The following is an 11,175-nucleotide window of genomic DNA, read 5'->3' on the forward strand; positions in this document are numbered from 1 at the left end:
GATATGCGAGCAGAAGTCACGCCCTGCATCGATGTACCGGGTGTTGACAGGCCGAGCCAGTGGCGCATGGCGGCCCGTATGAAGGGCAACCGACAGACACGTCTCAAGCTTAAGGAGTCTCATCATGATGATCGTAGGAATCGTCGCCGTGTGCGTTGTTCTCGCCGTTCTCGCGTTCCTCGTACCGCGCCTCTCCCACCACCCGCAACGCGGGACCCAGCGAACGCTCGGCCTCGGGTCCCGAGCCGGAGGGAAGGCTCCTGGCATCCTCGGTCGCGCCTTCAGCAAGCCCTTCCGGAGCAGTAGCAAGGCTGTTGGCCGTAGCGGTTCGGCCGGCCGGCGGGCCCGTGGTCACATGCCGTTCTGACGGGCGCGGTACTCCGCCGTGATCCCCGAGAGCATGTACTCGGCCGATGCCATGCGCCCAACCGCTTACAAAGGCGGTGACTTCCTGCCCACTTCACTCATACTCGCCGCCATAGGCGCGGTCGTGGTGATTGTCATCGTTCTCGCTTTACGCAGGAAGAATCACCTGTAGACCTGACACCTGGCCTCAACGTCGCACCTTTTTGGGTGTGTTGGGAATTGTTCGGGGCATTCGGTACGTCGTGCAGGCGTGATGTGACGCCGACTGTTGCTCATTGAGGAGGCATTGGGGAGATGGGGATGCCCATGCGCGTCAAGGGGACGAAGACCGGTGCGATCGTGGTTTCCGCGGTCATGGGAAGCGTCGTCCTGTCCGGATGCGGTGGAGATGGCGAATCCGAGGCGAAGGGAGGCGACGCCTCGCCGAGTACGAGCGGAAGCGACGGCGCCCGCGAGCAGAGCACGACAGAAGTGCGAGCGGCCTACGACAAGACGGCCGAAGCCGAATCGGCACGGATGACGATCCAGATGAAGCTCTCAGCGGCGGGTAAGACGATCACGTCCGACGGCCATGGTGTCGTCGACCTGGCCGAGGGCGACAGCGTCATGACCATCACCGCGCAGGGCAAGACCATCGAGCAGCGGGGGATCGACCAGGTCCTCTACCAGAAGTCCCCCGGCCAGAAAACCCCCGGCGGCAAGCCCTGGATCAAGATAGACCTGAAGAAGGTGGCCGCGCAGCAGGGGATGAGCAACCAGCAGATCGGCGACCCCGCGCAGACCGCCGCCTACGCCAAGGCGATCACCGACAAGGACGTCAAGAACGTCGGCAGCGAGAAGATCGACGGAGTCAACACCACGCACTACAAGGTCTCCGTGGACGTCTCCAAACTGCCCGGCGGCGACCGCATGAGCAAGCAGCTCGGCCCAACGCTGCCGATGCAGGTCTGGCTCGACGACGAGGGCCGGATCCGGCAGCAGCAGATCGACATGACCGTCAAGGCCCCCGCATCCGCGAACCCGGACGACAGCGCGTCCCCGGAGGAGCTCAAGATGAACACGGTGATGCAGTTCTCCGACTTCGGCACCGAGGTCGACGCCGAGGCCCCGCCGGCCGGGCAGGTGGCCGACATGACCGGTCAGGCGCTGCAGGGCAGCCAGCAGCAGGGCTGAAGCGCAGGGACGGTCGGCTCCGGGCCTTTTCGTGGTCGAAGGGCAGACAGAGAGGGATGCTCTGAACGCGTGGGCGATCGGTGCCGACCCAAGCAGCCCAGAGCGCGACCACGAGCCCAGCAGTGCATGCGATTGGCTTGAACATCGATGCATGATGCGTTCCCTGGCCTACAGGGGTGCAGTTCAGGGACCGCTGCCATCACAAGGCCCGGAAGTCCGTCCTGGCACTCCGAACGTCTGCCAGCTCCCCGACCGAGAGCTGTTCGCCCGGCAGGACGGCGCGCCGCGCCCAGGCGTACTCGGAGCGGTGGCAGGTGAGGTGCCTCCCCCGCCCGACCCGACAAGCGCCAGTTCCCAGCGGGCAGCGAGTTCATCGACGAGAGCCGACACCTCGTCACACCAGGCCAGCACCTCAGATCCGAACCGAACGGCCAGCCGGTCCCGGACCTCTGGCGCGACGCAGGCCAGTTTCCCCACCTTTGCCCCCGGCGTTGGTAGATGCAGCCCTCGCAGATCGTAAGAGCACGGTCCATGCACGTCCCCAAACACTCCAACAGCACAGAGTGTGAGGAGCGATCCCGTCCCTCCCGATGCCGAATCAAGCACCGCCCTTGATCTTGTCAACCCCGCCCAGCAGCAGGAACAGGGCAGCACGGTCCGCCGCTACATCATCTGGCCGTACCAGCACGCCGCCGGTGACCTCTCTACCAAGCCGCGCTCGTGACCAACACCGTATGACTCAGCGCTGAAGGGGCGTCTCTCGCCGATGCGGCCGAGCTACGAGCCGAAACCAACGTAAACTTCGGTTCTCATACTGTCGATCCGGAAACTATAGTTGTCACATGACGGTTTATGAGATCACTCCTGAGGAGCAGAACGAACTCGGCAAGGCGCTGTACGACGCGCTGCATCCGCTGGCCTCGGCGATCCGCTCCCGACGGAGCGGGCTGCCCGCGGACCGCATGTGGGAAGCGGATCCCGTCGAAGTGACCCTGTCCGTCCTGGCCGCCTGGAAGGTGCTGGATGCCGAGGTCAAGCGGTTGACCGCGCACGCCGCAGCGACCGCCGGCTCCTACGGCGCCAGCTACGAGCAGATGGGAGCTGTCTGGGGCATCACCCGGCAGGGTGCCCGCAAGAAATGGCCCGACGCCGTCAGCCGCACAGCTCCCGCAACAGCGGGCAGGAGCACGCTCGCGCTTTTCGGAGGGACTGCCGAACTGCTGCAGGCACCGTCCGGTGGCTGGAGCTGGACAGGCGTGGGCGCTGATGGAGCGTCCGCCGCGGCCACCGAGGGGACGTGTTACGCGACCGCGGAAGAAGCAGCGGCCCACGCTGGCGCCTTCCTCAAGGAACACGCCCTCGACCGTTCCCAACAAGCCCGTACGCAGTGAGCGATGGGACGTCGAGACGAATCGGTGAAGCCTTCGACAACAACCTCGCCCACCCACCTCCATCAGCTCGCCCGCCCCGACACAATCCGCGACCGCACCACCCTGCCCATCGCCGGCAGTGCGAAAGCGCAGCGGACGCCTGGTACCCCCCGCCCGCGTGGCCGGCGGCGGGGCCGGTACCGCGCCCCCCCTGCTCCAGCTGGAGTCAGAGCGGGCGGTGATCGACTCCTCGCATGTGCGGGCCGCCCGCGGGGTGGCCCAAGAGCGGGCCCAGCCCGGTCGACCGCGCACGGCCGGGCAGCAAGGACCACCTAGGTTCTGTCCGGCGGATCATGTGACCGTCTGACTGGTCGCTCGTTGGTCCGGTCATGGGTCGGGGGGATCTGACGAATCGCGAGTGGTCGTTGCTGGAACCGCATCTGCCACCTCTGGGTGGCCGGGGCGGCCGGTGGAACGATCACCGCACCGTGGTCAACGGGATCCTGTTCCGGGTCCGAACCGGTGTCCCGTGGCGTGATCTGCCGGAACGCTACGGCTCGTGGAAGACCATCTATAACGGCATCGCCGCTGGTCGGCGGACGGCACCTGGGACCAGATCCTGCATTCGGTCCAGGCCGACGCCGACCTGGAGGGGCGGGTCGACTGGTCGATGGTCGGGGTCGATTCGACGTCCTGCCGGGCCCATCAGCACGCGGCCGGCGCCCGCAAGGCCAAGCCGCGGGTCCCGAAAAAGGACGACGCCCCGGCACCACCGCCCCGACGAGGGACTCGGACGGTCCCGGGGCGGCCTGACCTGCAAGATCCACCTCGCCGGCGAAGGCGGCTGCCGCCCCATGTCCCTTCTGGTCACGCCGGGACAATGGGGCGACGCACCGCAGATGATCGAGGTCCTGGACCGGATCCGAGTTCCGCGGCCACTGGGCGGAAGGCCCCGGACCCGGCCGGACCACGTCAGCGGCGACAAGGCATACAGCTCTCGCCAAAACCGCCGCTACCTGCGAAGACGCGACATCCGGCACACGATCCCGGAACCGAAGGACCAGCGGGCCAACCGCCGCCGCAGGGGCAGCAACGGGGGCAGGCCCGCCGGCTTCGACCGCGACCGCTATCGGCGACGCAACGAGGTCGAGCGGACCATCAACCGGCTCAAGAACTCCCGCGCGGTCGCTACCCGTTACGACAAGAGGGCCTACGTCTTCCACGGCACAGTCACGGCCGCAGCGATCCGGCTCTGGCTCCGATCCTGAGCGGGCTCACTCCTTCTGAGTTGACGCCCGGGAAAACAGCAACAGTGCGACAAACAAGACCACGGGATAGACGCCCGCGCTCCACGGTTGCGGCATGATCTTCCAGGCAGCAACCGCCACACCTGCGAGCAGAACCCAGCTCACGATCAGCCATGGCCGCGTGGCCAGCGTTTTGCCCACGAACGCCCAACGGCTCCGGGGACTATCCCCCATTGATCCCATAGTCAGACCCTAGCCTCCGCAGGGAGCAACCATCCAAGATCCGCCGGACAGCGCCTAACCGTCGACGGCCAGGGTATCCCGCTCGCGGTGTCGCTGACCGACGGAAACCGTGGAGACGTCACGGCAGCGCGACTCCCGCCCCATGTGGAGCAGCTGCCAGGACTGCTGCCGACCGTCGCGGAGCTGACCGTCACCCCCGTGACCGCGCTGTCCGACAGAATCCAGCCCCAGCCGCGACTCCTTCGTCCTGGACGAGGTCGGCGGCGTCATCTACCTCATGGCGATCCGCGAGTGCGCCACGCCACGCCACCGCAGCCGCCGCGCCGAGGATCGCCCGCACGTTCGCGCACTTCGCGTGAGCCAGGTCTTCGCCACGCATCCGCTCGGTGGATGGTGCACGCACCGGGGCGGCCGGTGCGCGGGGATGGGCTGGCAGTGGCGAGTCGGTGGAGGGAGCCGTCGAGTGCGTCACCGGACCGCCGGGACGTTCCCTCGGGACCGTTGCGACCGGAGGGCGGGCAAGGTCAGGTGCCACCAGTCGGTCAGGCGGTCGTCGAGGACGGTCGTACCCTCAAGGGCATCGGTGAGGGTGCACAGGCCGAAGAACGCGCGCACCAGTGCCCGGGCCGTGCGGGCGGGGCGGACGCGCTCGTTGACTTGCCCTGCCAGCCGGGCCTGCGCGAGCAGTCGCGTGGCGGCAGCGGTCCACAGCGCGAAGGGGTCGGGAACGGGAGCCTTGATGATGGTGCGCTCGGCCCACAGGCGGGCACCGGCGCGCGTCACGGGATCCCGGGCGAGGGCATGGGCGATTTCATAGCTGAGGGAGACGAGCCGTTCGAGCGGGGGGACGGTTTCGTCTCCGTAGCGTGCAGCGAGCTGAGACCAGGTTGCGAACCGGTCCTCGACGACGGCGACGGCGATGCCCTCCTTGCCTGTGTAGTGGAAGTAGACCGCGCCGCTGGTCCGGCCCGACCTTGCGCCTATGTCGTTGACGCTGGTGGCCGCGTATCCCTGTTCAGCGAACAGTTGGGCAGCCGCTTCCACCAGTGATCTGCGGGTTGCCTTCGCCCGTTCCTGCAATGTTCCGTCCGCCCTCGCTCTGTTCTCATGTCGGCCACGAATTTAGTGCGCCAGCGTACGCCCGGAGCCCAAACAGGCGCTTTCGGGCAGTAATACACAGCTCTTTCGAATACGAACGCATACGTGTGGTATGCGAGGGACAGCGGGCGCAAGGCGCTCCGGCCTCACGTGATCAAGCGGACGCGGCAACTGACGTGCGAATAGCCGCCGTTGTCGGTTTCAGCGACTGCGCCTCAGTTGTCGCTGCCGCCCGGCCATACGCCCGTTACCGGCTTACGTCGAGTCACTGAAAAGGGTTATTGCCCGATTTGCCTGGACGGAAATAACGTAACGGAGGCTATCTTTCCGTTTCTGTGGATACGGAAGGAAAAACCACATGCGTACACGTGAAGGCATGGGAGGCTCCAGTGACCACCTCGGATCATGATCAGCTCGACTGGTCGCCCGAAGCCGTCATCTTCGACTGCGACGGCACCCTGATGGACAGCGAACGCCACTGGCAGGAGGCTCGCATCCGGGCTTTCCGGGAGCACGGACTCCAGCCACCGCCCGGGTTCGCGGAGCAGGCCCTTGGCCTGCACTACGAGGATTGCGGCCGGCTCATGGCGCAGTCCGTGCACAAACCCGAACTGACCGAGGACCTGACAGCCGCACTTCTCGACCACTTCCTGGCACTCGTCACCGACGAACCGGTGACGATGCCGGGTGCGGTCCGGCTCGTACGGCTGCTCTCCGACCGGGTACCGCTGGCGGTGGCCAGCAACTGTCCGAGGGTCGTGGTCGAAGGCAGCCTGGAACGGGCCGGGCTGCTCGCGCACTTCCAGCACCTCGTCGTCCCCGACGCCGGGGACCGCGTGCGCCCCAAGCCGCACCCCGACGTGTACGCCGTGGCGGCTCGGCTCTGCGGCGTTCCCCCGCACCGGGCACTGGCGGTGGAGGACTCCCTCACCGGTGTGGACGCGGCCCGCCGGGCCGGTCTGCGAGTACTGGGCGTCGGCCCCCGGCCGCAGGACGACGGCGCCACCAGGGCCGACAGGTGGTTACCAGCGCTGGACGCTCCCGAACTGCTGGCCTGGGCCCACTCGCTTGGCAGCCCGCATGGGTCGCAAGGGCCTTGACAGCCCGCCGAGGTCCGGCAACGCCGAGCGCTCGCACTCCCCGGGGACACGGACGGCGGCACGCTGGTGCGGCGGGGAGAACCGGAGTTGAGTCGGGGGTGGTAGAGGCCACCGGGCCGGGCGGTCGGGGCAGGAACAGCAGGGGTGGTGCGTGGTGAAGCCGAAGTGGCCCAGACGAGCAGCGGGCTTCGTCGAGAAGCTGCGGCTCAGTCCACAAGCCGGCAGTGACCACGAGCCAGACGTACGGGCGGTAGGCGTCGTCGCACAGCCACAGGTCGAGCGTTCCGATCAGGAGATTCTCCCCCCGTCCGAGAAGATCTCCCGTGCGAGGGAGTCTGCACGCCACAGGTCAGAGTCCTCGGGCAGACCCTTGAACAGTTGCTTGGTCACCATCGGGTTCCTCAGTCACCGAAAAGTGCGTTCTTCCAGGTCAGACCTCACTCTTTTACCGTTACCGAGTAACTACAGGAGAGAAAACGGAAGGGCGCGCACCGTGGCCACCATGGACGTCTTCAACTACAACGTGCCGGCCGAGAGCGACTTCGGCTACTCACAGGCGATCAAGTCCGGCGAGCTGATCCACGTCTCCGGACAGCTCTCGTTCGGTGAGGCAGGCGAGTTCCTCCACGCGGGCGACTTCGCCGCCCAGCTCAAGCAGACCTACGCCAACATGGACAAGGTTCTGGACCACTACGGCTCCACTCGGAACCAAGTCGTCTCGCAGACTCTGTACGTGGTGAACCTGCGGCAGAACGCCGCAGCCACGGCGGAGGGCAACCTGGAGTACTTCGGCGACCACCGCCCGGCCAGCACGGTTCTGGGTGTCCCTGAACTGACCTTGCCCGGCCAGGTCATCGAAATCAGCTTCGTCATCGACATGAAGCTGCCCGCTTGAGGTCTCCACTTCACACACTCTCCCGCCGGCTGCACGACAACGTCACCGAAGTCGCCTCCGCTTCCCTACCGGACGGACAGCGGAGGGGCGGGGCGGACGGTCCAGACGTGGGTGTCCTGTGCCAGGACCCCGCGGTCGGGCCGCCCCCTGTGAACCTCGTTCCGAAACGGTGGTTCAGCTGAAGGTACGTCGATAGGTCTGCGGGCTGACGCCGGTGGTGCGTTTGAAGCGGTCGCGGAACGTGGTGGCCGAGCCGAAGCCGACCTGACCGCCGATGCGCTCCACGGAGTGTCGAGTGGTTTCCAGCAGGTGCTGTGCCTGGCGGATGCGGGCCCGGTGGAGCCACTGGAGCGGTGTGGTGCCCATCTGTTCGCGGAAACGCCGGATCAGGGTCCGGGTGCTGATCCCGGACTGCGCGGCGATGTCGGCCAGGGTCAGGTCTCGGGCCAGGTTCTCCCGCAGCCAGGCGAGCAGCGGCTCCAGTTCGGAGCCCTGTGGTGCGGGAACGTGGTCGTGGACGATGAACTGCGCCTGCCCGCCCTCGCGTTCGAGCGGCATGACCGACAGGCGGGCGGCGTCGGCGGCGACCGCCGATCCGTAGTCCCGGCGGATCATGTGCAGGCACAGGTCCACGCCCGCGGCGGCGCCGGCCGAGGTGAGGAACTGGCCGTTGTCGACGTAGAGGACGTCCGGGTCGACGTCGACGTCGGGATGGAGGGCGGTCAGAAGCCCTGCCGCGCGCCAGTGGGTGGTGGCGCGCAGCCCGTCGAGGAGCCCAGTGGCAGCCAGGGGGAAGGCACCCGTGCAGATGGAGGCGATCCGGGTGCCGTCGGTGGCGGCCGACCGCAGCGCGTCACGTACGGCGGGAGAGAGCGGTGCCGTGGGATCGGTGACGCCCGGCACGATGATCGTGTCCGCCCCCTGAAGGCCCTCCAGGTTCCAGGGGGCACGCACGGCGAAGGCTCCGGCGTCGACCTCGTCGCGCTCGGCACACACGCGGACCTGATAGCCGGGCCGCCCGTCGGGCAGGCGGGTCCGCGAGAAGACCTCGATCGGCGTGGACAGGTCGAACGGGATCACCTGGTCCAGCGCGAGAACCGCGACGGTGTGCATGGCCAGAACCTACCTCCTCATCGCACGTCGGGCCCGGACGGATGTCCGGGAACCCGCATGTCATCCCACTTCTGAAGCCCTCGAACGCTTCTGGCAATTTCCCGTTGAAAACTGTCACTGATGCCACTGGGTGGCGGGGTCGGCAGCGGGTTGACTTCAGTGCGTAGCAGAGATCGATCCCGGAGGAACGTCCCATGCACATCCAGGTTGTCCTGTTCGACGGTTTCGACCCGCTCGACGTCATCGCCCCTTACGAGGTGCTGTACGCCGGCGGCACCGCGTCGGACGGCGCGGTGACCGTCGAGCTGGTCACCGCGGAAGGCCCGCGTGAGGTGATCAGCGGCACCGGAGGACTGACGTTGCGCGCCGCCGGCGCCCTCGATCTGGAGCGCGCGGACATGCTTCTGGTTCCCGGCGCCTCGGGCCGCGTGGGCGAACCCGGCGAGGTCCCGGACGAAGAACCGGGCACCGGTGAGTGGAGGCAGGACGAGTTCATCCCGGTGCTGCTGGGCCGCACGCTGACCACCGAACTCCCCGCGCTCCTCAAGCAGGCGATGGACGACCCGGACATCACGGTCGCCACGGTCTGCGGCGGCTCGCTGGTCCTGGCCATGGCGGGCCTGCTGGAGGGACGCCACGCCACCACCCACCACCTGGGCCTGGACATGCTGGACGCCACCGGCGCCCACGCGATCCGCGCCCGTGTCGTCGACGACGGCGACCTGATCACCGGCGCCGGTGTCACCTCCGGGCTGGATCTGGGCCTGTACCTGCTGGAGCGCGAACTGGGCCCGCGCATCGCCCACGCCGTCGAGGAACTGTTCGCCCACGAGCGGCGCGGCACCGTCTGGCGCGCCCAAGGCATGGCCCCCGCCGCTCTCTGACCCCGGATCCCATCAGCAATCCGCACGGCACAGTCAGGAAGACCATCAGCATGTCCGTCGAAGGCATCTGGAACCTGTCCATCTCCACCCCCATCGGCAAGATGAAGGCCGTGGTCGAACTCCATGAGCAGGACGCCGTTCTGACCGGCGTCGCCCGAGGAGCCGGCGAGGAAGTACCGCTCGGCGACATCGCCCTCGACGGCGACCGGCTCACCTGGAAGCAGGCCATCACCAAGCCCATGCGGCTGAACCTGGCCTTCGACGTGACAGTCGACGGCGACACCCTCCGAGGCACCTCCAGGGCCGGCCGCCTTCCGGCCTCGAAGGTCACCGGCGAGCGCCGGACCGCCCCGGAGCGCCAGGCATGACCAAGATCCTCCTGTCCCTGCACGTTCTGGCCGCCATCATCACCGTGGGCCCCGTCACCGTCGCCGCGAGCATGTTCCCCGCGACGCTGCGCCGCGTCCACGGCGAGGCCGATCCCGGCGACGCCCGGACGACCCTGCGGACACTGCACCGCATCTGCCGGGTCTACTCCGGCATCGGCGTCGCCGTTCCCCTCTTCGGCTTGGCCACGGCCAGCAGCCTCGGCGTCCTCGGCGACGCCTGGCTGATCACCTCCATCCTGCTGACCGCGGCCGCCGCCGGCGTCCTGGCCCTGCTCATCCTGCCGGCCCAGGACCGTGCCCTGACCGAGGCGGCGGGTCCCCCCGCGCCATCCGCGCAGGCCCCTCTGCGACCGGGCCGACTGGCCGCCCTCACCGGCGTATTCAACCTGCTGTGGGCCACCGTCACCGTACTGATGATCATCCGCCCCGGCTCCACCACGGGAGTGTGACTGTGCACCACCGGTCTCCAGGCCATCTGCGTATCGCGGCTCACGCCGAGCTGATCTCCCTGATCGTGATGCTGGCCAACGTGTTCACCGTCCACCTGAAACCCATTTCGTCCCTGATGGGCCCCACTCACGGCTGCGCCTACCTGTGGTTCGTGATCGCGGCATACCGCCTCAAGGAGGTCCCGGCCGCTGTCAAGGTCCTTGCCCTCGTTCCGGGTGCGGGCGGGCTGCTCGCGCTGCGACAGCTCGACCGCGGCGATGCGGCCCGTGCCCAAGCGGAAGGAGTCATCCCCTCATGAGTCTTGTGTCACCGGTGGTCGTCGGCATCATCTACTGCCTGCTGATGTCCCTGATCAGAGAACCGCACCGACGCCGATTCAACGCGATCATGGTGGGCGGAGCCGGCGCCGCCTATCTGAGTGGGGGCGGATTCGGACCGTGGGAACTCCCGTTCGTCGCGCTCGTGGCCTACATCGCCTACCGTGGCCTGGAGTCCTGGACCTTCATCGGCATCGGCTGGCTGCTCCATACCGCATGGGACATGGCCCACCACCTCAAGGGCAATCCGATCCTGCCGTTCCACCACGACTCGTCCCTGGCATGCGCCATCTGCGATCCGGTCATCGCGCTGTGGTGCTTGCGCGGAGGACCGTCCCTGATCACGGCCGTCCGCCGCAGGTTCGGGCCCAGCCGGACAGCAGACCACGCACACGATCACGCCTCAGCTCCCTCCTGAGCAGGCCCTGCCCACAACCTGACGGACGGACAGAACGGGGAGCGGGAAGAGAAGAACTGACACACCGATCATGCGCGGCAGCGCTGACAACGAAGCCACGGACTGACACGCG

At 67.6% G+C, this 11,175-nt stretch carries 14 protein-coding genes and 3 pseudogenes; 13 read left to right on the top strand and 4 right to left on the bottom strand.

What is annotated here, in order from left to right:
• The first annotated feature begins 124 nt into the window (after nucleotides 1-124).
• From ACLIN4_RS00885 to ACLIN4_RS00910, 6 genes and pseudogenes are all read left to right on the top strand, one after another.
• Nucleotides 125-367 carry a DUF6411 family protein gene (locus ACLIN4_RS00885; protein WP_076976080.1) on the top strand — a complete coding sequence of 81 codons (243 nt, stop codon included), beginning with the start codon at nucleotides 125-127 and terminating at the stop codon, nucleotides 365-367.
• Nucleotides 368-672: 305 nt separating this feature from the next.
• Nucleotides 673-1,539 (top strand): hypothetical protein, encoded by an 867-nt coding sequence (locus tag ACLIN4_RS00890; protein WP_107476507.1) that lies wholly within the window; start codon nucleotides 673-675, stop codon nucleotides 1,537-1,539.
• Between the two features lie 565 nt (nucleotides 1,540-2,104).
• A complete protein-coding gene (locus ACLIN4_RS00895) occupies nucleotides 2,105-2,263 on the top strand; it encodes a hypothetical protein (RefSeq protein ID WP_179342279.1) in 159 nt (52 codons plus the stop codon).
• Nucleotides 2,264-2,381: 118 nt separating this feature from the next.
• Complete coding sequence (locus tag ACLIN4_RS00900; RefSeq protein ID WP_257101453.1) at nucleotides 2,382-2,930, top strand: hypothetical protein; 549 nt, start codon at nucleotides 2,382-2,384, stop codon at nucleotides 2,928-2,930.
• Nucleotides 2,931-3,153: 223 nt separating this feature from the next.
• A pseudogene (locus ACLIN4_RS00905) lies at nucleotides 3,154-3,259 on the top strand (IS5/IS1182 family transposase); the annotation flags it as partial.
• A 39-nt stretch (nucleotides 3,260-3,298) separates the two neighbouring features.
• Nucleotides 3,299-4,177: pseudogene (locus tag ACLIN4_RS00910) on the top strand (IS5 family transposase).
• Between the two features lie 6 nt (nucleotides 4,178-4,183).
• Here ACLIN4_RS00910 and ACLIN4_RS00915 read toward each other — a convergent pair.
• Both ACLIN4_RS00915 and ACLIN4_RS00920 read right to left on the bottom strand, forming a co-directional pair.
• A complete protein-coding gene (locus ACLIN4_RS00915; protein WP_179342278.1) occupies nucleotides 4,184-4,357 on the bottom strand; it encodes a hypothetical protein in 174 nt (57 codons plus the stop codon).
• A gap of 510 nt (nucleotides 4,358-4,867) precedes the next feature.
• A complete protein-coding gene (locus tag ACLIN4_RS00920) occupies nucleotides 4,868-5,479 on the bottom strand; it encodes a ScbR family autoregulator-binding transcription factor (RefSeq protein ID WP_411575376.1) in 612 nt (203 codons plus the stop codon).
• 407 nt (nucleotides 5,480-5,886) lie between these two features.
• Here ACLIN4_RS00920 and ACLIN4_RS00925 point away from each other — a divergent pair, with 407 nt between their 5' ends.
• A complete protein-coding gene (locus tag ACLIN4_RS00925; RefSeq protein ID WP_289909278.1) occupies nucleotides 5,887-6,597 on the top strand; it encodes an HAD family hydrolase in 711 nt (236 codons plus the stop codon).
• A gap of 306 nt (nucleotides 6,598-6,903) precedes the next feature.
• Here ACLIN4_RS00925 and ACLIN4_RS00930 read toward each other — a convergent pair.
• Nucleotides 6,904-6,990: pseudogene (locus ACLIN4_RS00930) on the bottom strand (transcriptional regulator); the annotation flags it as partial.
• Between the two features lie 100 nt (nucleotides 6,991-7,090).
• On the opposite strand from ACLIN4_RS00930, the gene ACLIN4_RS00935 reads away from it, so the two are divergent.
• Nucleotides 7,091-7,492 (top strand): RidA family protein, encoded by a 402-nt coding sequence (locus ACLIN4_RS00935; protein WP_100048868.1) that lies wholly within the window; start codon nucleotides 7,091-7,093, stop codon nucleotides 7,490-7,492.
• Between the two features lie 174 nt (nucleotides 7,493-7,666).
• Here the strand turns inward: ACLIN4_RS00935 and ACLIN4_RS00940 are convergent, their stop codons facing one another.
• Nucleotides 7,667-8,605 (bottom strand): GlxA family transcriptional regulator, encoded by a 939-nt coding sequence (locus tag ACLIN4_RS00940; RefSeq protein WP_107476497.1) that lies wholly within the window; start codon nucleotides 8,603-8,605, stop codon nucleotides 7,667-7,669.
• A 194-nt stretch (nucleotides 8,606-8,799) separates the two neighbouring features.
• On the opposite strand from ACLIN4_RS00940, the gene ACLIN4_RS00945 reads away from it, so the two are divergent.
• The 5 genes from ACLIN4_RS00945 to ACLIN4_RS00965 are packed head-to-tail and all read left to right on the top strand — an operon-like array spanning nucleotide 8,800 to nucleotide 11,063.
• Nucleotides 8,800-9,489 (top strand): DJ-1/PfpI family protein, encoded by a 690-nt coding sequence (locus ACLIN4_RS00945; RefSeq protein ID WP_411575377.1) that lies wholly within the window; start codon nucleotides 8,800-8,802, stop codon nucleotides 9,487-9,489.
• Nucleotides 9,490-9,539: 50 nt separating this feature from the next.
• Entirely contained in the window at nucleotides 9,540-9,857 is a 318-nt protein-coding gene (locus ACLIN4_RS00950) for a hypothetical protein (RefSeq protein ID WP_107476495.1), read from the top strand.
• Nucleotides 9,854-10,327, top strand: coding sequence for a hypothetical protein (locus tag ACLIN4_RS00955; RefSeq protein ID WP_382053463.1), 474 nt, complete (start codon nucleotides 9,854-9,856; stop codon nucleotides 10,325-10,327). Before ACLIN4_RS00950 ends, ACLIN4_RS00955 begins: the two co-directional genes overlap by 4 nt.
• Nucleotides 10,324-10,626 (top strand): DUF3817 domain-containing protein, encoded by a 303-nt coding sequence (locus ACLIN4_RS00960; protein WP_411575378.1) that lies wholly within the window; start codon nucleotides 10,324-10,326, stop codon nucleotides 10,624-10,626. Before ACLIN4_RS00955 ends, ACLIN4_RS00960 begins: the two co-directional genes overlap by 4 nt.
• Entirely contained in the window at nucleotides 10,623-11,063 is a 441-nt protein-coding gene (locus tag ACLIN4_RS00965) for a DUF6010 family protein (protein ID WP_107476492.1), read from the top strand. Before ACLIN4_RS00960 ends, ACLIN4_RS00965 begins: the two co-directional genes overlap by 4 nt.
• Nucleotides 11,064-11,175: the final 112 nt, after the last annotated feature.

The organism is Streptomyces mutabilis (assembly GCF_046628145.1).
GTDB lineage: Bacteria > Actinomycetota > Actinomycetes > Streptomycetales > Streptomycetaceae > Streptomyces > Streptomyces mutabilis.